The sequence below is a fragment of the Micromonospora sp. WMMB482 genome (assembly GCF_019038635.1).
Classification (GTDB): Bacteria; Actinomycetota; Actinomycetes; order Mycobacteriales; family Micromonosporaceae; genus Micromonospora; species Micromonospora marina.
On the sequence record NZ_JAHOPD010000020.1, the window covers coordinates 5163925 to 5185115 of the forward strand.

Below are 21191 nucleotides of genomic sequence, written 5' to 3' on the forward strand. Positions count from 1 at the left end.
ACGAGAACAGGGAGCCGGGCAGGCCATCCAGGAACGCGAGCAGGCGGAGGCGCAGCGGAGGCTGCTTGATCAGGCGGCTCGGCTGCGAGAAGGGCACCGTCATGACGAGCCGCTCGCGAGCAACGGTCCTAAGGAGCCGGCATGACTGCCGAGGGAGAAGCGGCGATCCTGGCGGTGCACGTACGGGGTCTGGACGGGATGTGCGTGGGTTGCCGGCTGTGGTGGGCGCGGCTGACTCCGTACCCCTGCTGGCAGGTCGCGTGGGCGACCAACCGGCAGGCGCGCGCGAGCGTCGCCCGCTTCCTGGGGGTGCGCGGGTGAGCACCCACGGGCCGGTGCTGCCGGTCTGGACGTGCGGTGGGTGCGGTGCGCCGTGGCCGTGCGCGACGCGGCAGCGGGAGCTTCTTGCGGAGTACGAGGGTGCGCCGGTGTCGCTGGCGGTGTACCTGGGGGCGCAGCTGGTGCGGGCGACGGCCGATCTGAGCTGGGCGCCGGCGGGGGCGTTGCACAGGCGGTTCCTGGGGTGGCTGCGGTGAGCGTGCTGCGGGCCGGCGACGAGAAGTTCCACTACAGCGACGGATCGCACCGGTGGACGGCGCCGGATCCGGAGTACGACCAGGAGGTGTGGGAGGAGCAGGTCCGCCAGCACAAGCTGGGGCACCTGCGCAACGAGCGTCCGAGGGTACGCATCCGCCGGATCGTGTGACGGGTGCGAAACTGGGCCGGTGACTCACCCGCTCGCGCGCCGCGTCCACGACACCTGCCATCTCACCGGCCGGTTCCATCTTCGATCCGGGCAGGTCAGCGACGAGTACTTCGACAAGTACCTGTTCGAGGGGAAGCCGGAGCTGCTGCGCGAGGTCGCCGAGGCGATGGTGGCCCTGCTGCCGGAGTGCGACGTGCTGGCGGGGATGGAGATGGGTGGCATCCCGATCGCCACGGTGATGTCGCAGCTGACCGGGCTGCCGACGGTCTTCGTGCGGAAGCAGGCGAAGGAGTACGGCACCGCGAAGGTGGCCGAGGGCGGGCCGGTGAGCGGTCTGCGGGTCGTGGTGATCGAGGACGTCGTGACCACCGGTGGTGCGCTTCTGGTCTCGTGCGGACACCTGCGGTCCGTCGGTGCCCAGGTAAAGACAGTGGTCTGCGCGATCGACCGCGAGCAGGGCGGCCGGGAGAACCTGGCGGCCGAGGGACTGCAACTCCGCGCCGCCCTCACCCGTCGTGATCTGGAAGCCTCAGTGACGGCGTGAGGCTAGGGCTGCGCCGGCCCGCTGCTGACGTTGTACGAGTTCTTGGCGGCGACCACTGCCGCCTGGATGTGCTCGGGGTCGACGCCGTAGACGTTGAGCGGCGGGTGCAGACGCCGGACGAGTTCAGCCTCGATGGTCGCCGGCTCGGCATCCTCCGCCCAGGTCAGGCGCAGGTGCTCGTGCATCCACGCGGTCAGGCGTGTCTCGTCCTCGGGAGTCAGGACGACGCGGTCGGTCCAGGTGGTCCGGTAGCCCTCGGACACGAGGAGGCCGGCCAACGTGCGGCGCAGCGTCGAGCTGCCCGAACGCCGCAGGTGGTTGCGCAGGATCCGGCCGCGCAGGCTGGTCGCCCGGCCGAGATAGAGCATCCGCCGCGACGGGTCGCTGTCGTTCGGCGGTCCGGGGAGGTCGGGGAGGACCGAGGGAGCAGCCCACCAGGCGTAGACGCCGCTGCCACGGGCGAGCCGCTTGACGGCGACATCGAGGGCGACCGGCACACCGGTGAGCAACCGCAGGGCCTCGTCGAGCCGGGCTTCGTCGGTCGGGACGTCGGCGGGCCGCCGTTCGGGGAAGGTCACCGGGACCATCCTAGGGTGAGTGCGAGCGCCGCGGCGCGCTCCTTCGCACAGCCGATGCTAGGTTCGCCGGCATGACGGTGCGCATCACGGCCGGACAGTTCCACGCGGCCGACGGTGTCGAGGACTGGCGCTGCCTCTACCACGTGGTCTCGGCGTATTTCCGCACCGGCTCGCTGGCTGAGGGCATAGCGTTCGTCGATGAGATCGGCCGGCTCGCCGGTGGCACGGAGCAGCAGTACGTCAACGTCGATCTGCGTCATGCCGGCGTCACGGTGTCCCTGTCGTCGCGGGACGTCGCGCTGGCCCGGCGGATCTCGGCTGCCGCCAGGGACCTGGGCATCCCCGTCGATCCGACCGCCGTGCAGCTCGTCAACGTCACACTCGACGCCCTGGTCGGCGCGGACGTGCTGCCGTTCTGGCGGGCGCTGCTGGGTTACCGCCAGATCGACGACGACTATCTGGCCGACCCGGCGCGCCGGGGTCCGGGCTTCGGGGTGCAGCCGATGGATGCTCCGCGTCCACAACGCAACCGCATGCACCTCGATGTCGCCGTCCCACATGATCAGGCCGAGGTCCGAATCGCCGCCGCGTTGGCTGCCGGTGGCCGGCTGGTCTCCAATGCGCACGCACCGAAGTGGTGGGTCCTGGCCGACGCCGAGGGCAATGAGGCGTGCGTCGCCACCTGGCTCGGCCGATGACGGCGGCCCACTCGGAAGGCTCACGGCCGCAATCGATCGTGTCGACCGACGCTCGCCGACGTCGGCCGGCACGAACAGACACACCGGCTTGACCGTCGGCCACACTGACGGCATGACGACGATCGTGCCGACAGGCCCCGCCCACCCGGCGTTCGATCAGGTAGCTGCTCTCTTCGACGACTACCGGGCGCACTACGGCCAACCGTCGACCCCGGAGATCACCCGCTCCTGGCTGCACGACCAGATCGCACAACACCGGATCTCCGCGGCTGCCGCCATCCGAGCTGATCACGTCTGCGGCCTCATCACGGTCACGATCATGCCGGCATCGCTCATGCTGGGCACCTCATGGTCGGTCCGCGACCTCTACGTCGCCCCGCACCATCGCCGTAGCGGTATCGCGAAGGCCCTGCTCCAGCACGTCATCCGCAACGCCCGTGCCGCCGGCGCGCATCGCGTCTCACTCCAGACCGAGACCGACAACATCCCCGCCCTGGCGCTCTACAACGAGATCGGCTTCCAGCCCGTCACCGGCCTGGAACTACTCAACCTCACCCTCGATCCCAGCCTCCAAGATCCAGAAGGCATGGCCTAGACATCGCGCCGTGGCCGAGCGCGATGCGGCGGCGGGAGTCGCCTGCGGAGTACGAGGGTGCTCCGGCCCCTTTCCGCCTGGCGGACGGGGCGACCCGCTTCGCGTACGCGCAGAGCACCGAACTGGGCCGAGGGGGAGTTCCTGGCGGGGAAACGGCAGGCGGCGCGGCACGGTCACCCCACTTCACCGGCTCACGTCATTCTGCGGGCACGATACGCAGATTCAGCAGCATGTCCTCGAAGGCTTCGGGTCCGAATCGTGCCGCCACGATGTGCACCGGTGAACACACCATGTCCAGCGTCACGCCGCCCACGGGACGCCTCTCGACGCCGGTCACCACCAGGGTCGTCTCCCGCACTGTCACGTCCTCGATCGTGACGTCGTAGCCCAGCACAGGACGTTCCCCTACCGAGAGGACGACAACTGTCTCACGTGCGAGGTCTACCGGCGGCGGTGGCGGGACAGGCTGCCTTCCGGCATTGATGGACGCCCAACGCTGGGCCCACGACCCCGATCGGCGAATCAGGAACAGGCCGCAACCCAACCCGGCTTTGTCCTGCCCGTGGTACAGGGTGCGAAAGTTCCCGGCGCGTCCGGACGATCTGCTCACCCGCCGACCCTACCGGCACTGACCCTTGGGACAGCCTCCGTCCACATCCGGCGGCTCTTGACGGCCGAGCCGATGCGGCCGACGCGGTGAGAGCACGGTGTACCCAGCCGAGATCCTCGACGAGGTCACCGCCGAGGACCTCGTCAGGTAACTCTGTCGCCGTGTCGTGCCGGGCAGAGCCCGCCGCCACCCCGACCGACGCCGGCCGTACGCCGAACTGCATGCCGAATACGCACGGTGATGCCGGGGGTCCGGCAGTGGCCGGCCACGGCAAGCAACTCGCGGCATGAGCGTGCATCCGGCCGCCTCGGGTGTGCGTCAGGCTGCGTCCTGGCTCGCCATTGGCCGCCGTGCAGTTGGTGGGGAGATCACGGAGTGCAGCCGAGCCGAGGCTGACTTGTCGGTGTGCGGCCCTAATGTGTGGGGCATGACGCGATATGTCGACGAGGATCTGCACGGTGCTGAGTTCCGCGAGTGTGATCTGACCGGGGCGCGGCTGATCGGTGTCGTCATGCAAGATGTCGTGATCGACGGGTTGGTCACCAACCTCGTGGTGAACGGTGTCGAAGTCACGCAGTACGTCGAAGCAGAGCTCGACCGGCGTCATCCGGTACGGGCGCTGATCCGCTCCGAGGACCCTGCCGACCTGCGCGAGGCAGCACGTCAGCTCCATACCGGCTGGGCCGCCACGATCGAGCGGATCCGCCAGACGCCCGGCATCGAGCGCCGCAGCGTGAACGACGAGTGGTCAGCGGTGCAGACCTTGCGCCACCTAGTCTTCGTCCACGACTCGTGGTTCCGCCGCTGCTGCCTGGGCTCGACACAGCTGTTCACTCCGATGGGCATCGGGCCGAGCGTCGAGCCCTACGGCGGAGCGCACGGGCTTGACCTCTCGTCCGACCCGGCCCTGGACGAGATAGTGAGCGTGCGTGACGCACAGGCCGCCGAGCTGGAGGCCTGGCTCGACAAGGTCACCGCGGTACAGTTAGCCGCGCGAGCGCCGGTGCCCGACGACGATGTCTGGCCGCCGTACGCCCGGGGCCGCTCGGTGTGGCGGTGCCTCCGCACGGTGCTCAACGAGACCTTCGAGCACCACGGCTTCTGCGTCCGCGACCTCGACCTGATTTCGGCACAGAACCACTGAGTAGGGCCGGCCGTCGATTCGGCCTCTTGCCCATGCGGGTATCGCTGATTGTCTGCGCGCTGCCGAGCTGCTGACCCCGGAGCTGGACGCGGCACTTCTGGAGTATCCGGCGGCTCTGGCCCACGTGTTCTCCGGGCGGGCGGCCGTGGAGGGTCGGCGAGATCTGTCGGGACTGGAACGCGCGCTCTTCGGCACGTGCGTGCACGGGGATCGAGCCGATACATACAGACGTTTACGGAGAGTGACAGAAGCTCCTGTTTCCGGCGCGCCCACTCAGCGGCAGAAGGGTCGATACGCCCAGCGAGCAAATCCCCGCGCGTCCGCTCAAGCAGCGTCGGGTCCGGGCCAGATCACCTGTCCGGTCGTTGTCAGGGCCGCCGCGTCGGGCACTGGCAGCGCCGACAGACGGCACAGTTCGCGCAGGGCCATGAGCGGGGGCATCGGCCTGCGAACTCGATCCACGGGCACCGACTGAGCCGCTGACCGGAACTGCTGTACAAAGGCGGTGTCAGACCGAAAGCGGCTGGCATGCGGTGAGTCAGGCCGACGGAACGCGCTCGCCCAGCGGCATGTGCGGGCCTCTCGGGTCACGGGCGCGCCTGGTTACACTGCTCGGCTATGCGCTCGGTCGAGGTCCTCGAACAGTTCGACGCCGCAGCCGCGGAGTTCCTGTTTCCGGACCTGGGCCACGGCTACAACTACGCTGTTGACGTTCGGCTACATGGGTATCGTGACGCTGAGCAGTGGGCCCTCATCGTCGAGGCGGTCGGCTATTCGCCACGGGCCGGCAACCTCACCGACGTGCTCCACGTGTTCGGCAACTGCCTAACCAGCGGCGAACCTGGCTATGGCAACGGGGACTTTCTCGACCGAATCGACAACTGGGACGAGATAGAAGACCCCGACGAGCCCGAGACCTACCGGGGAGGACCGGTAATGGTTCGTGGCCAGACGATCGCCCTTACGGCCGAGCCGGGCGAGGACCTGGTCGACGTGCTGCGCCAGCTCGTTCCACGCCATCGCGAGCTTCTCCTGGCCGACGAGAAAGAACTGCGGCGCCGAATCCGGGTCGACATACCCGAGGTGCTCCGGCTGGACCAGTGGAACCACCCCGACCTGGCCGGCGGGCTACGACCGAGCGAGTCTGAGACCTTCCGCCAGATTGCCGATGTCCTGACAACCGGCGACCTCAGGCGATATGCGCCGAGCCTGCCGCCCAACACCCACTGGTCCAACTGGCCGGACTCGGGAAGCCTGTAGCCGGGCCGGCCCAAGCCGCTCACCTGGGTCTGCTGCACCGATAGGTGACAGGTTCAGTCACGCGGCCTGACTGGCCGGTGGGGTCATGATGGTCTCGTACTCGATGGGGGTCAACCGGGACAGGGATCGTTGGCGTCGTCGGCGGTGGTAGGTCCGCTCGATCCAGGTCACGATCGCGGTCCTCAGCTGTTGCCGGGTCGTCCAGGTTCGGCGGTCGAGGACGTTGTTCTGCAGCAGGCCGAAGAAGGATTCCATGGCAGCGTTGTCGCCGGCGGCGCCGACCCTGCCCATCGACCCGGTCATGTTGTGCTGGTTGAGGGCGTGGACGAATTTCCGGCTTCGGAATTGCGACCCGCGGTCGGTGTGCAGCACGCAGCCGGCCACGTCACCGCGGCGGGCTACGGCGTTGTGCATGGCGTTGACGGCCAGCCTCGACTTCATCCGTGAGTCGATGGAGTAGCCGACGATCCGGTTGGACCACACGTCCTTGATCGCGCACAGGTAGAGCTTGCCCTCGCCGGTGCGGTGTTCGGTGATGTCGGCCAGCCACAACCGGTTCGGGCCGTCGGCGGTGAAGTCGCGGCGTACCAGATCGTCGTGCACTGGCGGACCGACCTTGCCGCCCTTGCCCCGACGCTTGCGCTTGCTGAACGCGCTCCACCAGCCCATGTGGGAGCAGATCTTCCAGGCGGTGCGTTCGACCATCGGCTGGCCGGCAGTGCGGGCCTCGTCGGCCAGGAACCGGTAGCCGAACTCCGGGTCGTCGCGATGCGCGTCGAACAACGCGTCCGCCCGATACGCCGCCACCAGCTCGGCGTCTGTGACACGGCGGGCAAGCCACCGGTAGTAGGGCTGACGAGCGATGTTCAATACCCGGCACGTCACCGCCACGGGGACCCCGTCAGCGGCCAGCTCGCTCACGAGCGGGTAGAGCCTTTTCCCGGCAGATGCGCCTGCGACAGGTAAGCCGCAGCCCGGCGCAGGACCTCGTTCTCCTGCTCCAGCAGCTTGATCCGCTTACGGGCCTCACGCAGCTCGGCTGACTCGCCGCCGCTGACACCCGGTCTGGTTCCGGCGTCGACGTCAGCCTGGCGCATCCACTTGAACAACGTCATCGGGTGGACTCCGAAGTCCTTGGCGATCTGCTCGACCGTCACGCCCGGATCGCGGTCACGGGCCACCCGCACGACATCGTCGCGGAACTCTCGGGGATAGGGCTTGGGCACAGCGACATCCTTCCAGCTCGCCGTCAGGGCAAGCCATCTCAGATGTCACCTATCGGTGCAGCAGACCCCCACTCGATCATCGACTACACGGTTGACGGGCCCGGCACCCAACGGGAGTTCGTGGCGGCCTTCGCAGAGATCCAGGAGCGCTGGGTGCGCTTCTATCCTGGCTACCAGTCGGCTCGCTTCTACCTGAGCACCGACGGCACCCGGGTGTACACCGTCGTGCGTTGGGCCAGCGAGGCGGACTACCGCAATTTCGTGGAAACCTCAGACACCGAAGGCCGGATGGCCGCCATCTCACGAGCCCTGGCGGGCCTGTCCGGCAAGGCCGAAGCCCGCATGACCGGCGTTCCCACGTACATCGTCGCCCGCGAGGTCGGCCCCGGGCCACAGCGTCTCGACGTCTGACCGGACGGGGGCACGCCGCGTCTGCTCGGCACGGACGGGATGCGAGGCTGAGCGCGATGAGCTTGGTGTCGGCGTTCGTACCGATCTGGATCCTCACCGCAGTCGGCTACGCGGCCTGCCGCTGGGGACTGCTGGGCGAGGCGGCGGCGTCGGTGCTCGGCCGGTTCGTGTTCCAGCTCGCGATGCCGGCCGCCCTGTTCCTGGCCCTGTCCCGGATGCCGCTGTCCGGCTTCGCCGGCCGCTCGCTGCTCGCCTTCGGGGTGAGCACCGTCGCGGTCATCGGGTTCGGGTGGGCCTGCGCGAGCCGGCTGTTCGGTCGCGAGCCCGGCGAACGGCCGATCTGGGGCATGACCGCCGGGTACGTGAACTCGGCGAACCTCGGCATCCCGATCGCTACGCAGGTTCTCGGCGACGTGTCGTTCCTGGCCGTGGTGGTGCTGCTGCAGGTACTGGTGGTGGCACCCGTGATCCTGGTGACCCTGGACCGGCGCAGCGACCATGCCGGGCGAGTGCGGTTCCGCCGGATCGCCTCCCTGCCCGTACGCAATCCGGTGATCCTGGCGTCGCTGCTCGGTGTCGCCTGCTCGGCTGCCGGCCTGCGCCTGCCGTCGGCGGCCGCCGCGTCGCTGACGCTGCTGGCGGGCGCCGCGGTTCCGGCCGCTCTGGTCGCGCTCGGCGCGTCGCTGCATCGCACGTCGCCGTCGCGGGCAGAGCCGGCCGAGCCCGCCGAACTGGCCGCGGTCACCGCGCTGAAGCTGGTCGCGCAGCCGGTCGTCGCGTACGCCGCCGGACTGGCCCTGCAACTGTCCGCGCCGCAACTGCTGGCCGTGGTGGTGTGCGCGGGCCTGCCGACGGCGCAGAACACGTTCATCTTCGCCCAGGAGTACGGCGTCGGCGAGGCGGTGGCCAACCGGGCGGTGGTGGTGACCACCACGTTGTCGCTGGCCACCCTGGCCGGAGCGGCCACGCTGCTCGGGTAGCGACCAGCTACGAGGGGAACCGCCTCCAATGTCCCTCGGAGACGACCTCGACGGTGCCGTCGGTCACCGTGACGGCCGTCTGGTCGTCGATCGCGTACGCCGGACCGGCGATCTCGGCGGCCCATTTCTCGGCGGCGGCCATGGTGTTGTCCGGTTCGAGGCCCAGGTGCGGGAAGATCGAGAAGTCGACGAGCCCGAGTGTGCGGTCGTCGGGCGCGGACTGCCACTCGACGAATTCTTTGCCGACGCGGGGGGTCAGCACCATGCTGCCGGCACTCAGCCCGACCCAGACGGTGTCCGGCAGTGACGGCAGGAGATCCGCCAGCCCGGACTGCCGCATCCAGTGGGACAGGTACGTCGCATCGCCGCCGTGCACGAGCAGGACGTCTGCCTCGCGGACCCAGGGTTCCCAGTGCTCCTGGCCGATGCTGGGCAGCGCGGTCAGTTCGAGGACGCCCAGCGACTTCCAGCCGAGGCCGCTCATGGGTAGCGGCGTCTCACCGGTGATGAAGCGCCACGCCGAGGCCGGTCCGCCCATCGGGTAGGCCGCCGTGGGGATGCAGAGGGCACTGGCTTCGGCGATCGGCTTGCCCAGCAGGCCGACCAGCGCGTCGCGGATGCTCGGGTTCTGGACGCCTGCGGATGTGAGAAGAAGCTTCACGCCTACCTCCGGTGGCAGCGGTTGGGTGCACGGGAATGCAGACCGGGCACCGTATCGAAACTCATCGCCGCACGTCGCGTCACTCGCGGATCTCCATCGCCGCCACCAGGCCGTCGTCGAGGCGGTAGACGTGCGTGACGGTGTGGTCGGCGAGCTTCGCTCCGGATTTGTCGTGGACGACCTGATGAACCGTGACGGCGATGCGGCCGTCGGCCTCCGTGCGGAACGCGGTCGGCGTGACGACGGGATCGAGCTGTTCCCACTGCCGGCGCCAGTAGGCACTCACCTGGTCCCGGCCGCGAACGACGCCTCCCTCCCAGCCGTTGGGCCACGAGACGTCCGGCGCCATGGCGGCCAGCAGCGTGGGGATGTCACGCCTGTTGAAGGCCGCGTAGAGGTCCGTGAGCAGAGCCTGGGACGTCAGGGGTCGCGGCGGGTCCATCGAGCCAGCATGACCGCTGGACGCGACCCCATGAAGACCACTTAGCGGTCAGCAGAACCGCCAGCGTCCGAGGGGACGCGCAGATCGCCTCGGCCGGTCCGGCTGGAACCGTGTTCATAGACTCCCGGCTGTGCGAGTTCCTCTTGTGATCGCCGGGGCGGCTGTCGTGCTGGGCGCGGCCGCGGCGACGTCGGCCGGGGTGCGCTGGACCGCCGCCGGTGAGCCGGTCTCCGTCGCGGCGCCGCCGGGGGCGTCCGCGGCGCTGCCGGAGGGCGCGTACGAGACCGTCGTCGACAACCGGGCGTCCGAGGTGTCCGTCGATCTGCGCAACGACCGCGGTGGTCCGGAGGTCGACACGTACGCCATGCCGTCCGCGACCGAGTGGGAGCAGGTCCGGTCCGCTGTCGCCGGGCAGCTCGACGGCTGGAGACAGGTCGGGGACTGCGCCGACACGGGGGAGCGGCGGGTGCGGTGTTCCTGGTCGGAGCCGACCCGCTGGTGGCCCCGCCTCGTGCGGATCGTCTTCCTCCGGCCGGCCCTGCCAGGTGACGACCAGTCCTACGAGTGGCCCGACAACACCTTCCTGGTGATCGGCTCCGCCCGCGGCGCCGCCCTTTCGTGACCCGGCCCCGGCGGGGCGTCGGCGACGACGGTGAGGCGTCCGCGATGCTGTGGGCGTGGAGTACGTCTCCAGAGCGCCGCGACCGCCGTTGGACGGGCTGATCGACGACCTCTACTTCCTGGCGGGCGCGCCCCCGTACGCCCGGTTGATGCTGCCGCCGATGCCGGCGGCGCTGCTCGTCGTCAATCTCGGGGCGCCGTTCCGCATCCGCGGCGGCACCGACATCGACACCGCGGAGTACGCCGACGGCTGCGTGATCACCACGCCCACCCGCGCGTTCGAGTTCGGCTACCCATGCCCGACCCGGTCCGTCGGCGTACACGTCAAGCCGTGGGGCCTGGCGCCGATCCTGCCGATGCCCGCGGCCGAGCTGTGCGACCGGCCGGTGACGCGGGAGCAGGTCTGGGGCCGGCCCGCCGTCGCGGGAGCAGGTCTGGGGCCGGCCCGCCGTCGCCGAGCTGCGCGACCGGCTGGCCGCGGCGGACGGACCGCACGAGATGCTGACGCTGCTCGAACAGGAGCTGATGCGACGGCTGTCCGAGACGACCGGTCTGGGCCTCGTGCGGCACACGAGTGGCGTCATCGCGGCGACCAGCGGTGCGGTGGCGATCGGCGATCTGAGGACGGCAGCCGGTGTCAGCAGCACCCATCTGGCGCAACGGTTCAAGGCTCTCGTCGGGGTCACGCCGAAGCGGCTGGCCCGTACCTACCGCTTCGCCGCCACCGTGTTCGCGATCGACCCCGCCGGGCCGGTCGACTGGGGCCGGCTCGCCGGTGGCGCGGGCTACTTCGACCAGGCGCACTTCGGCCACGAGTTCCGGGAGTTCACCGGGCTCACACCGACCCGGTACATCGAGGTCCGGCGGCGCTTCCTGCGCGAACACCCCGGCCACGCGATGGACGGCTGGCCGCTGCCTGCCGATTGATTTCGTACAAGAACGGCAGCTCACGGCACGCTAGCTTGGGGGCACCCAAGGCAGAGGGGAGCCCGCGTGGGCACTGTGGTCCTGTACAGCTCGGTGTCGGTGGACGGCTTCGTCGCGGACGAGAACGACCAGCCCGGCCCGCTGTTCGACTGGTTGACGAGCGGTGACGTCCCGCTGGACGACAGCGGCGCGTTGAGGGTGTCGCAGACGTCCTACGACTACGTCCGGCCGTACTGGGACCAGATCGGGGTGACTGTCGTCGGCCGGCACGTCTTCGATCTGACCGACGGCTGGAACGGGACGCCGCCGAGCGGGATCGACCACGTGGTCGTCGTGACGCACCGGCCGGCACCCGAGGGCTGGGACGCCGAGGCGCCGTTCCACTTCGTCGACGGCGTCGAGGCAGCAGTGGCGAGGGCGCAGGAGCTTGCGGGGGACCGCATCGTCGAGGTCGCCGCCGGCGACGTCGGAGGCCAGGTGCTCGCCGCGGGCCTGGTCGACGAGGTACGCATGGACGTCGTACCCGTGGTGTTCGGGTCCGGGAAGCGCTACTTCGGGCCGGTCGACGCGCGGCATCTGCTGGACGATCCCGACGTGGTGCTTCCGGGGGACCGGGTGCTTCACCTGCGCTACCGGGTGCGCCGCTGACCGCTCCGATCGAGACCTCGGCCGCACGGCGGTCGGCAGGGTGGTGCCGTCAGAGCAGGGCGAGCTGGCCGGGCATCGGCTCGTCGTCGAGGCGAGCGCCGAGCTGCCACAGCCGGAGCTGATCGTCCTCATGGTGGCGGGTGAGCCATCGGCCCGGCTCGTACGAGGGGTGGACGGCGCCGGATCCGTGGTGGTGCGGGTAGCGCAGCCGGGAGCGGCACCGGAGGCTGAGCGCGGACAGCAGGAGATGCTCCTCGGCGTCGTCCGGCAGGTCCGCGGAGGTCAGGGCGGTGAGGATCAGGTCCTCGGTGAGGAACACCGCGCGGTCCACGTCTCGGCAGCTCGGGCGGCTCGGTGGCATGCCCGGCAGGTCTTCCAGGTGTCCTTCTGCGATCACTGCGCCGAAGGCGACGTCACGGACGGACAGGAAGCCGTCGAGTGCCGGTGTCACGTAGCGGCCGCCCGCCGGGCTGAAACCGGCGAGACCGCCACCGGCCAGCGGCCGGGACACGATGCGCCCGGCGTCGAGCCGGATGAGCATGGCGCGTGACTGGTCGGGATCGAGCAGCGTCAAGCCGGTCCAGTCGCCCTCGGGTGAGTGCACGAACCAGGCGGCCTCGGGACCGGGCAGCGGCGTGCGACGGATCTCCGCGCCGCTCACACCGTGGACGGCGACGAGGGCGTCGCCCAGGCGGATCCAGAGGACGTGGTCACCGTCGAGGTGGAAGCCGCCGGCGCTGCCGCCGAGCCGATCCCAACTGCTGCGCCACCGGACCGCGCCGTCGTGGTCGAGCACGACGATCTGATGGTCGTCGCCCGCCGCGACGAGCCGACGGGTGGCACTGACCGTCATCGGCGGGTCGTCGAGAGGCGCTGCCAGTCGCGTCACGCGACGCAGGTCGTGGTCGAAGAGGTGCACTGTGGCGCTTTCCCGCTCAGTGACCGCCCAGCCGAGGCCGGCTGCCTCCGTGACATGCCGAATGCCGGGCAGCCGCACCTGATTGATCGAGCGGGGTTGCATCGCAGCAGCATAGAGCCGCCGGTGCGCGACCCTTCCACATCGACTCTTCTCCTCAGTCGATGGACGAGCCGGCAAGCACTTCCTCGGTCCGGTGACGAATGGCGTCGAGCTCGGCGGAACCGCCCCGTACCTCGACGAGGAGGTCGACGGCAGCCCGCAGATACCCCACGGCGACGATGTCCTCGTCGAAGGGAACGTCGGCCTCGAATCGATCGAGCAGGACCGCGAAGTCGGCCACCACCGCCTCGGCGCGGGCGGCGGCTCGGTCGGGAGCACCGTTGCGCAGCGCGCAGCGAGCCGACTCGATCATCGCTCGCCCGACGAAGGCGTGACACTGGCCCAGCAGACGGGTGACGATGCGCCCCACCAGGTCGAGGCCACGCTCCTCAAGCTCCGGATCGGGCCGGGCGGCGAACTCCGCGGTGACCTGACGGGCCGCCGCGGCGAGCGCGACACCGTCGACCCACTCCTGGGAACCCTCCTCGGCGCAGGGTTGCTGCCCCAGCCGAGCGATGCATGCTTCGGCTGCGACCGACAGTGCCGTCGCTGCTTGCAGGAGGAGGTGGAAGCCGATCCGATCCCTCTGCGGCGACGCGACGGCCAGCCGCGCGACCTCGAGCGCCACGGCGACGTCCTCGGTGCCACGCGTGGGTTCACCACGCCTGGCCCCGTCCAGAAGGGCCTGCGCTGCCGCCCGTTCCTCGGGCGACGGCCCGGGATCCCCGTCGTCGACCGGCAGTCCGAGCGCGAGCCGGTACGAGGTCCACGCCAGCGGGTCCGTGACGGGATCCGGCTGGTTCGCGGGGTTGCCGGACGCGGCACGAACCACGCCACCCCTGACCCGGTCCATCGCGAGCCGCGCGTCGTCGAACGGCAGCGCGAACCGCTCGGTCAGGACGGCAAGGACATCGCCACGGCGCGTCCCCTCCGCCTCGGCCGCACGGAGATAGCGCACAAGAGCGGGTACCGATGTTCCGCGAGCGAGGCGCACCGTCAGGTCGTCCGTCCATTCCACCGCACGAGGATGCCCGCCGCGATCTCGTTCCACAAGCGAGATCATTCTCGGCGCCCGGCCGTACGCAATTGACACGTCCAGGTCGGGCGGGCAAGGTGGCAGTCAGCCACGCGCACCGCGTGGGCACTTCGCATGAGGGAATGACGCCTGTGATCCGGGTAGGCCGAGCGGCCGCCTGAGTGTCGACCACGCGACGGATGACCGTCGCGTGCCTGCGGCACGGCGGGGCGGTCCGACGTTTTCCTCCGCCCGTCGCAGCCTCTCTCATGCATCGAGGTCTTCCGTTGAGCATGGATGCCCGCATCCAACAGTCAGTAGTCGTCAACCTGTCCCGCCGGCCCGCGCCCGTCGAGGTGGGGCCCTTCGTGATCGGGCTGGACCCGGCAACGCCCAGCCCGTACGTCAACTACGCGACGCCGCGTCCCGGCACCGTCGTCACCTCGGCCGACGTCACCGCACTGGTCGCGGCGTTCCGCGCCGCGGACCGCAGACCCCGTCTGGAATACGTCACCAGTTGCGCCCCCGCTCTGGAGGCGCTGCTGACCGCCGCCGGCTTCACAGTGGAAGCCCGGCACACCTACCTGGTCTGCGTACCGGGCACGCTGGCGTCCCCACCCGTGCCGGAACACCTCAGCCTGCGCGAACCGGCTGCCGACGCCCAGCGCGCCGCGCTGATCAGCGCGCAGAACGAGGCGTTCGGCGGAGATCCGGTCGCCTCCACGGCCGACGTGGCCCGCGTGCGGCGCCAGCAGGACGCCGGGGGAGTGGTCGTGATGGCCGTCAGCGACGACGGCACGTGCGCGGGTGGCGGCGGTGCGGCTGCGCCCGCCGACGCGGTCAGCGAGGTGGCCGGCGTCGCCGTTCGCGCGCCGTACCGCCGCCGAGGACTGGCGTCCGCGATCACCGCCGACGTCACCCGGAGGCTGTTCGACGCCGGTACGAAGGTCGCCTGGCTGGAGGCCGGCGGCGAGGATTCGTGGCGCGTCTACCAGCGCGTCGGCTACCGGCCCGGCGGTCAGCGGCTCTACATCGCCATGAACTGAGGACGGAGGAGCCCGGGTCGGGTTGCGGCGACCCGGACCCGGGCCACCTCTGCGGGAGGCACGAGATCCCGCAGGCCGTGCTGCTGCGGCACCGCACGAGGGGGAAGCCTCCTGATCGCGCGGGGCGCTAGCTGTCGAACCAGACGACGAGCCTCACGTTGTCGTCGCCGTACCGATCGGTGAGCTCACGCATGCGGTCCAGCAGCGCGCGGAGCTGCGGGTCGGCGCGCAGCACATCACCGTGGGTCAGGCGCTCCACCCGCCACACCCGGCCGGCAGCGCGCCATTCGGTTCCCTCCGGGTAGCTGCTGCCCCGGTGGTCCGCGTGCTCGCCGGCTATTTCGCGCCAGGCTCGCCCGTGCTGTCCGGCCTTGCCCACGAAGCGCGGCCCCTGGCTCGTCAGCTCGTACTCGTGGATCCGGTCGTCCACCCGGGGCGCCTGCGCGCTCCAGTCGACGGATGCCAGCTGCGCCCATGTCACCCAGGTGTGATCGTGTCCGCCGTCCGCGAGGAGAGCGAGCAGATCCGCGCCGGCGTCGTCCGGCAGGCCACGGCCGGGCGCGACCGGCTCGAACCCGGCGTGGTTGCGCACACCGAACAGCAGCCCGAAGGCGTCGTAGTGGCGAGGTAGCGCGTCCAGGCTGACGTCGGCCAGCTGCCAGGGCGCACCCGGACCGTGCGGCCGGATCTCCACCCCACCGGCGATGTCGGTACCCACGTCACCCATCCTCGCAGCCGAGATGGTGCCCGCCACCGGACCGTTCGTATCGTCGTCGTGTCACGAACGCGGCGTCCGATCCCCGCCGGACAGCCGGCCGGTCGTCGACCAGGCTTTCCACCATGAACAACGCACTCGACGGCAAGGTAGCTCTGGTCACCGGCGGTGGCCGTGGCATCGGCGCGGCGGTGGCGCTGCGCCTGGCCGAGGACGGCGCCGACGTGGCGCTGACGTTCCAGCAGAATCAGCGTCGCGCCGACGACGTGGTGGACCAGATCAAGGCTGTGGGACGCCGGGCAATCGCCGTGCGGGCCGACAGCGCCGACCCGGCGGCGGTGATCGCGGCGGTGGACCGGGCCGCCGGTGAGCTGGGCCGGTTGGACATCCTGGTCAACAACGCGGGCGCGTTCCTGCTCGGGCCGCTGGAGCAGTTGACTCTCGACGAGTTCGAGCAGACAGTCGCGGTGAACGTCCGGGCGCCGTTCGTCGCCTCGCGGGCCGCGGTGCACCACATGTCCGCGGGCGGACGGATCGTCAACATCGGCAGCAACACGGCCGAACGGGCGGTCTTCCCGGGCTTCTCGCTCTACGCGATGAGCAAGACCGCCCTGATCGGTCTGACCAAGGCGCTCGGGCGAGAACTCGGCGGCCGAGCGATCACGGTGAACCTGGTGAACCCCGGTGCCACGGACACTGAGCTGAACCCGGCCGACGGCCCGAACGCGGACACGATCAACGGGTTCACCGCCCTCGGCCACTACGCGCAGCCGGCCGACGTGGCTGCCGCCGTGGCGTTCCTGGCCGGCCCGGACGGGCGTTACGTCACGGGGGCGACGGTGAACGTCGACGGCGGATTCACCATCTGATCGACTCTCTTCCTGGCAGACGGCCGCGGCCCGTCCCCCCACCCACTTCACCGGGGACGGGCCGCACCTGTCGGAGGCGGCAGCTAGGCTCTGCCGGTGTGAAGGCGGTGTCCCGGGGTGACCGTCATGGTTGACGCGGACGACGTCCGCCGGGTGGCGCTGTCGTTGCCGCACGTGGTCGAGATCGACAGTGACGGCTTCGACTTCCGGGTTGCCGGCAAGGGGTTCGTCTGGTCCTATCCCGAGCGCACGCCCGGTAGGCCGCGGCGCATCCGCACCGACATCGCCGTGCTGTACGTGGGCGACGAGGCGGAGAAGCAGGCGCTGCTGCTCGGCGAGCCCGATCTCTTCTTCACCACGCCCGCGTACGACGGGTCACCCCTGGTCATGCTGCGGCTGGCGCACGTCGGCGTCGACCGCCTGACGGAACTGGTCACCGACGCGTGGCGGATGCGTGCCCCCGGCTCGTTGACCGGTGACCCCGACGAGGGCGCCGGCGCGTGACGCCGGCCGTGTCGACGGCGAGCGTCCGCCGGCCGCCCGCTATGCGCCGAGGATCTGCTCCCGCAGGATGTCCGCGTGCCCGCAGTGCTGGGCGAACTCGCGCAGGACGTGGAGATACACCCACCGCAGCGGAACCGGGCCTCGCCGATGCCCGGTGAGGATGTCGTCCAGGCCCCGCGTGGAGGTCGCCCGGCGTGACGCGTCGCGGGCGTCGCGATAGGCCTGCCGCACGCCGGCGATCGTGTCGCCGTCGTCGAGGAGGAACGAGTCCTCCGACCGCTCGGGGATGCCGATCTCGGCGCGTGACCGGCCTGTGACAGCCTCATCGAACCAGACCTTCTCGACGAAGGTCGCGTGTTTCACCAGACCCAGCAGCGTGGTCCGGGAGGCCACCAGCGACCGGCGCGCCTGTTCCTCGGTCAGCCCGTCCAGGCAGCGGTCGAGCGCGTCGCGGTGTTCGTCGAGAAACGCCTCGAACTGGGCCTGGATCGGCTGCGCGACGACCTCGGCGGAGAAGGTGGGCGGGAAGGACGGCATGGACGAAGCATCCCAGATCGGCGCTCCCACCCGCGCGCGTGCGGCTGAGGCACAGGGCGGGGTCTAAGGCTGGAAGTAGTCGGACATCATGCGGCTGACCCACTCCGGCTGCCGGACGTCGGCGGGGACGAACTCCGCCAGCACCGGCTTGAGGTCGATCACCGGGGTGCCGGTCACCGCGTCGAGGCCCACCACCGCCAGCTCGCGGCCGTCTACGGACTCGACGCGGCAGCACGTCACGCCGATGCGGTTCGGCCGGCGGGGGCCGCGACCGGCGAACACGCCCATCGGCGGCAGGTCGGGCCGCCCCCGGTAGGGACGGGCCTCCCGGTGGTCGCCGCCGTCCGGGAACCTGTCGAAGACGAACAGGACCTCCACGTGGGAGAACTCCTCCAGGCCCTGGAGACACGCCTCGCCGAAGCGCTCGTCGACGACGATGGTGCTGCGGACGGCACCCCAGTTGTCGCTGTGCTGGATGTCCGTCCGGTCGTTGCGGACGGTCCCGATGGAAGTGATCTCGAAACTATGCATGATCGGAATCTCCGTTCGGTCGTGGGTCAGGCGGCGAGCAGCAGGACGCTGATCACCAGCATCACCAGGGCGGTGGCGCCGTGAACGCCGTAGACGGCGGTCGCGGGGCCGTTGCTGCGGCGCACGATCAGCGCGTCCCCGACGGGTATGCCGGTGGCGGCGAGCATGAACCAGCCCAGCAGGTGGGGTGTCGCGCCGGCCACCAGGATGAGGATGAAGACGCCCGAGGCGATGTCGCGTACGGCCTTGACGGTCAGCCAGGCCCGAAAGGCCGGATCCTCGGTCGGCGTGTCGGGGATGCCGAAGCCGGCGGCGCCCTGCGGCGCCCGGAAGGCGAGCCCGCCCATGAGGACGCAGCCCGCCCCGATCAGCCCGGCGAGCACTGTGGCGACTGTGGTGAGCATGGATGGCATCCCCTCGGTGACGGCGGATCGCTAGCGGCGCTAGCAGTGAGAGCGACGATAGATTGCCGCCGACAGGATGTCTAGCGGTGCTAGGATCCGATCATGTCCGCTGTCAGCGAGCGCCGCGAACGTGAACGGGCGCAGCGTCATCGATTGATCGTCGCCGCCGCGCGCGAGCTGGCCGAGACCGAGGGCTGGGAGGCGGTCACCACCAGGCGGCTGGCGGACCGGGTCGAGTACAGCCAGCCTGTGCTCTACAGCCACTTCAACGGCAAGGGCGCCATCGTCGCCGCCGTCGCACTGGACGGGTTCACCGAGCTCGCCGCCCATCTGAGCCGCGCACGGCGGGCCGCGCCCGCTCCCGGGCAGTCCTTGCGCGCGGTCTGCCACGCCTACCTGGACTTCGCGACCGAGCGGCCGGCCCTGTACGACGCCATGTTCGTCCTGCCCACCGAACTGCGGTTCGCCAGCGCCGAGACCCCGCCGCCGCTGCGAGCCTGCTTCGACGAGTTCGTCAACTGCTTCGACCCGGGAGACGAGCGGCGGGAGCTTTCCGCGGAGGTCCTCTGGAGCGCGCTGCACGGCATCACGGTGCTGGCCCGCAGCGGCCGTGTCCCGGCGGGCGGGCAGGAGGAGCGACTCGACTTCCTCGTCGCCCGGTTCGGGCCAGCCGGCGACGGGGCCGCTGACCTAGGATCGTGATCATGGATGTTCTCCGATATGCGGCGTTCACCGCAGACCCCGCCGGTGGCAATCCGGCCGGTGTCGTCCTGGACGCCACGGGCGTCGGGGACGCGGAGATGCAGCAGGTGGCGGCCGAGGTCGGCTACTCCGAGACGGCGTTCCTCGTGCCCGCCGGCGGGGACGGGCGGTTCACGGTCCGCTACTTCAGCCCGCTGGCGGAGGTGCCGTTCTGCGGTCACGCGACGATCGCGTCGGCGGTCGCCTACGGGCAGCGGCACGGCTCCGGCGTGCTGCACCTGGACACCCGCGCCGGACTGGTCGAGGTCGCCACGAGCGTGCGGGCCGACGGCACCACCACCGCCACGCTGACCAGCGTCGCGCCGCGCACCGTACCCCTGGGCGATGAGGACCGTGCGGCGCTGCTCGCCGCACTGCGCTGGTCCCCGGACGATCTCGACGCGACGCTGCCGCCGCGTGTCGCGTACGCCGGGGCCTGGCATCCGATCGTGGCCGCCGCGACCCGGCGCCGCCTGGCGGACCTGGACTACGACATGGCGGCGCTGAGCGCGCTGATGGCCGAGCGGGACTGGACGACGATCGACCTGGTGCACCGGGAGTCCCAGCTGGTGTTCCACGCGCGCAACCCGTTCCCGCCCGGCGGCGTGGTCGAGGACGCCGCGACCGGGGCGGCAGCCGCCGCGTTCGGCGGCTACCTGCGCGAGCTGGGCCTGGTGACGCCACCGGCGACGGTCACCGTGCGGCAGGGCGAGGACATGGGGCGGCCGAGCCTGCTCACCGTCGGCATCCCCGCCGGTCCCGGCACCGGGATCTCGGTGACCGGCACCGCCGTGCCCATCCCGCCTGTCGAGGAGGCGGTCCGGTGAGGAGGACGCGTGTCGTCGGATCCCGGGTGGCTCGTTCGTAGTACGGGGTGAGAGGCGGCCGGACCGGGCCGCCCGGACAAGGGAGTCATGGCATGCCGCGGTACCTGATCTCGTTCAACGACGGTGCGATGGACCACATCCCCGCCGAGGAGATCCCCCAGGTGGGCAAGGACGCGCACGCGGTCATCCAGGAGGCCGTGAACGCGGGCGTGTTCGTGTACGGCACCGGGCTCGAACGCCAGCAGGCGAGCATCGTCGGCACGGACGGGGTGGTCACCGACGGGCCGTTCCCGGAGACCAAGGAGGTCATCGGCGGGTTCGTGGTCCTCGACGCGGCCTCCCGGGACGAGGCGCTGACGTGGGCGGCCAAGATCGCCGTCTCGTGCCGCTGCGCCCAGGAGGTCCGGGAGATCATGCCCGACCCCGAGACGGAGGCGATGCTCCGCGCGGCGGGCCGGTGACAGGTCCGACGTCGCCGCGATGACGGGGTGGGCGTGGCACCCGGACGGCGGCCACGCCAACCATGGTCGTTTGTTCGTACGACTAGGTGCCGAGCGGCATCGCGATCACCTCGTCAGCTCAGCCGCAGGTCGTGCTCGTCGAGGGCGGCCTCGATGACGCTCAGCGCCTTCGGCCCCATGCCGTGCAGGCGGGCGAGTTCCGCGCGCGGCACCCCGGCGAGCTGGCGCAGCGTGGTGTAGCCGGCGGCGGTCAGCGCCCGCGTCGCCGGAGCGCCGATCTTCGGCAGGGTGTCCAGGGACGACGTCATCGCCCGATGCTAGACCGCCGGCTGCGAGCCCGATGCCCCGGCGAGTGCAGTGCCGTTCCCGTCCCCGCAGTTCTCAGGGTCAGATTCGGGGAAGGACCGGACAGGCGTTTCGGGGCGGTTCCGGATGGGACTCGGGTGGGTCGCCGCCGAAGAATCGACGAGCA

Annotated in this window: 31 protein-coding genes; 19 read left to right on the forward strand and 12 right to left on the reverse strand. The window is 70.6% G+C overall.

Translation table 11 applies throughout. The annotated features are described in order from the left end of the window. The first annotated feature begins 141 nt into the window (after positions 1-141). The 4 genes from KSK32_RS25255 to pyrE are packed head-to-tail and all read left to right on the forward strand — an operon-like array spanning position 142 to position 1250. A complete protein-coding gene (locus tag KSK32_RS25255) occupies positions 142-321 on the forward strand; it encodes a hypothetical protein (RefSeq protein ID WP_216933444.1) in 180 nt (59 codons plus the stop codon). Then, positions 318-536: a hypothetical protein gene (locus KSK32_RS25260; protein ID WP_216933445.1), complete on the forward strand. Its 219-nt coding sequence runs from the start codon at positions 318-320 to the stop codon at positions 534-536. Before KSK32_RS25255 ends, KSK32_RS25260 begins: the two co-directional genes overlap by 4 nt. Next, positions 533-706 carry a hypothetical protein gene (locus KSK32_RS25265; protein ID WP_167796883.1) on the forward strand — a complete coding sequence of 58 codons (174 nt, stop codon included), beginning with the start codon at positions 533-535 and terminating at the stop codon, positions 704-706. Before KSK32_RS25260 ends, KSK32_RS25265 begins: the two co-directional genes overlap by 4 nt. Positions 707-725: 19 nt before the next feature. Next, entirely contained in the window at positions 726-1250 is a 525-nt protein-coding gene (gene pyrE / locus KSK32_RS25270) for an orotate phosphoribosyltransferase (RefSeq protein WP_216933446.1), read from the forward strand. 2 nt (positions 1251-1252) lie between these two features. Here the strand turns inward: pyrE and KSK32_RS25275 are convergent, their stop codons facing one another. Further along, positions 1253-1837: a GIY-YIG nuclease family protein gene (locus KSK32_RS25275; RefSeq protein WP_216933447.1), complete on the reverse strand. Its 585-nt coding sequence runs from the start codon at positions 1835-1837 to the stop codon at positions 1253-1255. Positions 1838-1899: 62 nt separating this feature from the next. On the opposite strand from KSK32_RS25275, the gene KSK32_RS25280 reads away from it, so the two are divergent. Both KSK32_RS25280 and KSK32_RS25285 read left to right on the forward strand, forming a co-directional pair. After that, complete coding sequence (locus KSK32_RS25280) at positions 1900-2526, forward strand: VOC family protein (RefSeq protein ID WP_216933448.1); 627 nt, start codon at positions 1900-1902, stop codon at positions 2524-2526. Between the two features lie 112 nt (positions 2527-2638). After that, positions 2639-3121: an N-acetyltransferase gene (locus KSK32_RS25285; protein WP_216933449.1), complete on the forward strand. Its 483-nt coding sequence runs from the start codon at positions 2639-2641 to the stop codon at positions 3119-3121. Positions 3122-3317: 196 nt separating this feature from the next. Here KSK32_RS25285 and KSK32_RS35005 read toward each other — a convergent pair whose 3' ends face one another. Beyond that, on the reverse strand, positions 3318-3731 hold the full coding sequence (locus KSK32_RS35005) for a protease complex subunit PrcB family protein (protein ID WP_374226725.1): 414 nt from the start codon (positions 3729-3731) through the stop codon (positions 3318-3320). Positions 3732-4158: 427 nt separating this feature from the next. On the opposite strand from KSK32_RS35005, the gene KSK32_RS25295 reads away from it, so the two are divergent. Next, entirely contained in the window at positions 4159-4875 is a 717-nt protein-coding gene (locus KSK32_RS25295) for a DinB family protein (protein ID WP_216933451.1), read from the forward strand. A gap of 618 nt (positions 4876-5493) precedes the next feature. Next, a complete protein-coding gene (locus KSK32_RS25300; RefSeq protein ID WP_216933452.1) occupies positions 5494-6135 on the forward strand; it encodes a hypothetical protein in 642 nt (213 codons plus the stop codon). 57 nt (positions 6136-6192) lie between these two features. On the opposite strand, the gene KSK32_RS25305 is transcribed toward KSK32_RS25300, so the two are convergent. Continuing rightward, a protein-coding gene (locus KSK32_RS25305) for an IS3 family transposase (RefSeq protein ID WP_216933453.1) occupies positions 6193-7361 on the reverse strand; the annotation gives its coding sequence in 2 pieces (ribosomal slippage) (positions 6193-7074 and positions 7077-7361; 1167 coding nt in all). Here KSK32_RS25305 and KSK32_RS25310 point away from each other — a divergent pair. Further along, positions 7254-7772 (forward strand): antibiotic biosynthesis monooxygenase, encoded by a 519-nt coding sequence (locus tag KSK32_RS25310; RefSeq protein WP_289256392.1) that lies wholly within the window; start codon positions 7254-7256, stop codon positions 7770-7772. The genes KSK32_RS25305 and KSK32_RS25310 overlap by 108 nt on opposite strands. 56 nt (positions 7773-7828) lie before the next feature. Further along, entirely contained in the window at positions 7829-8752 is a 924-nt protein-coding gene (locus KSK32_RS25315) for an AEC family transporter (protein ID WP_216933455.1), read from the forward strand. A gap of 7 nt (positions 8753-8759) precedes the next feature. Here the strand turns inward: KSK32_RS25315 and KSK32_RS25320 are convergent, their stop codons facing one another. Together KSK32_RS25320 and KSK32_RS25325 are read right to left on the reverse strand one after the other, a co-directional pair. Further along, positions 8760-9413 (reverse strand): Type 1 glutamine amidotransferase-like domain-containing protein, encoded by a 654-nt coding sequence (locus tag KSK32_RS25320; RefSeq protein WP_216933456.1) that lies wholly within the window; start codon positions 9411-9413, stop codon positions 8760-8762. Between the two features lie 79 nt (positions 9414-9492). Then, positions 9493-9855, reverse strand: a complete 363-nt coding sequence (locus KSK32_RS25325; protein ID WP_216933457.1) for a nuclear transport factor 2 family protein — start codon at positions 9853-9855, stop codon at positions 9493-9495. Positions 9856-9985: 130 nt separating this feature from the next. On the opposite strand from KSK32_RS25325, the gene KSK32_RS25330 reads away from it, so the two are divergent. The 3 genes from KSK32_RS25330 (at position 9986) to KSK32_RS25340 (ending at position 12051) form a co-directional block, all read left to right on the forward strand. After that, entirely contained in the window at positions 9986-10477 is a 492-nt protein-coding gene (locus tag KSK32_RS25330) for a hypothetical protein (RefSeq protein ID WP_216933458.1), read from the forward strand. 497 nt (positions 10478-10974) lie between these two features. Continuing rightward, positions 10975-11403 (forward strand): helix-turn-helix domain-containing protein, encoded by a 429-nt coding sequence (locus tag KSK32_RS33605; protein WP_254187183.1) that lies wholly within the window; start codon positions 10975-10977, stop codon positions 11401-11403. Between the two features lie 66 nt (positions 11404-11469). Next, positions 11470-12051: a dihydrofolate reductase family protein gene (locus KSK32_RS25340; protein ID WP_216933459.1), complete on the forward strand. Its 582-nt coding sequence runs from the start codon at positions 11470-11472 to the stop codon at positions 12049-12051. Positions 12052-12100: 49 nt separating this feature from the next. Here KSK32_RS25340 and KSK32_RS25345 read toward each other — a convergent pair whose 3' ends face one another. Continuing rightward, entirely contained in the window at positions 12101-13072 is a 972-nt protein-coding gene (locus KSK32_RS25345; protein WP_216933460.1) for a PQQ-like beta-propeller repeat protein, read from the reverse strand. A gap of 52 nt (positions 13073-13124) precedes the next feature. Next, the gene (locus KSK32_RS25350; protein WP_216933461.1) at positions 13125-14087 is read right to left on the reverse strand and encodes a hypothetical protein; all 963 of its coding nucleotides are present in this window, start codon (positions 14085-14087) and stop codon (positions 13125-13127) included. 290 nt (positions 14088-14377) lie between these two features. Between KSK32_RS25350 and KSK32_RS25355 the strand changes: the two genes are divergently transcribed. Then, a complete protein-coding gene (locus KSK32_RS25355) occupies positions 14378-15130 on the forward strand; it encodes a GNAT family N-acetyltransferase (protein WP_216933462.1) in 753 nt (250 codons plus the stop codon). Between the two features lie 127 nt (positions 15131-15257). On the opposite strand, the gene KSK32_RS25360 is transcribed toward KSK32_RS25355, so the two are convergent. Then, positions 15258-15848: a hypothetical protein gene (locus KSK32_RS25360; RefSeq protein WP_216933463.1), complete on the reverse strand. Its 591-nt coding sequence runs from the start codon at positions 15846-15848 to the stop codon at positions 15258-15260. Positions 15849-15970: 122 nt separating this feature from the next. On the opposite strand from KSK32_RS25360, the gene KSK32_RS25365 reads away from it, so the two are divergent. Together KSK32_RS25365 and KSK32_RS25370 are read left to right on the forward strand one after the other, a co-directional pair. Next, a complete protein-coding gene (locus KSK32_RS25365; protein WP_216933464.1) occupies positions 15971-16714 on the forward strand; it encodes an SDR family NAD(P)-dependent oxidoreductase in 744 nt (247 codons plus the stop codon). A gap of 126 nt (positions 16715-16840) precedes the next feature. Next, the gene (locus tag KSK32_RS25370) at positions 16841-17218 is read left to right on the forward strand and encodes an MmcQ/YjbR family DNA-binding protein (RefSeq protein WP_216933465.1); all 378 of its coding nucleotides are present in this window, start codon (positions 16841-16843) and stop codon (positions 17216-17218) included. A gap of 39 nt (positions 17219-17257) precedes the next feature. Here the strand turns inward: KSK32_RS25370 and KSK32_RS25375 are convergent, their stop codons facing one another. The 3 genes from KSK32_RS25375 to KSK32_RS25385 form a co-directional block, all read right to left on the reverse strand. Then, positions 17258-17755, reverse strand: coding sequence for a DinB family protein (locus KSK32_RS25375; protein ID WP_216933466.1), 498 nt, complete (start codon positions 17753-17755; stop codon positions 17258-17260). Between the two features lie 63 nt (positions 17756-17818). Further along, positions 17819-18286 (reverse strand): SAM-dependent methyltransferase, encoded by a 468-nt coding sequence (locus KSK32_RS25380; RefSeq protein ID WP_216933467.1) that lies wholly within the window; start codon positions 18284-18286, stop codon positions 17819-17821. Positions 18287-18312: 26 nt separating this feature from the next. Continuing rightward, the gene (locus KSK32_RS25385; RefSeq protein ID WP_216933468.1) at positions 18313-18690 is read right to left on the reverse strand and encodes a DUF4267 domain-containing protein; all 378 of its coding nucleotides are present in this window, start codon (positions 18688-18690) and stop codon (positions 18313-18315) included. Between the two features lie 102 nt (positions 18691-18792). Between KSK32_RS25385 and KSK32_RS25390 the strand changes: the two genes are divergently transcribed. From KSK32_RS25390 to KSK32_RS25400, 3 genes are all read left to right on the forward strand, one after another. After that, a complete protein-coding gene (locus KSK32_RS25390) occupies positions 18793-19392 on the forward strand; it encodes a TetR/AcrR family transcriptional regulator (RefSeq protein WP_216933469.1) in 600 nt (199 codons plus the stop codon). A gap of 2 nt (positions 19393-19394) precedes the next feature. Further along, entirely contained in the window at positions 19395-20258 is an 864-nt protein-coding gene (locus KSK32_RS25395) for a PhzF family phenazine biosynthesis protein (protein WP_216933470.1), read from the forward strand. A gap of 92 nt (positions 20259-20350) precedes the next feature. Next, positions 20351-20719: a YciI family protein gene (locus KSK32_RS25400; RefSeq protein WP_216933471.1), complete on the forward strand. Its 369-nt coding sequence runs from the start codon at positions 20351-20353 to the stop codon at positions 20717-20719. 113 nt (positions 20720-20832) lie between these two features. On the opposite strand, the gene KSK32_RS25405 is transcribed toward KSK32_RS25400, so the two are convergent. After that, a complete protein-coding gene (locus tag KSK32_RS25405; RefSeq protein WP_216933472.1) occupies positions 20833-21027 on the reverse strand; it encodes a helix-hairpin-helix domain-containing protein in 195 nt (64 codons plus the stop codon). Positions 21028-21191: the final 164 nt, after the last annotated feature.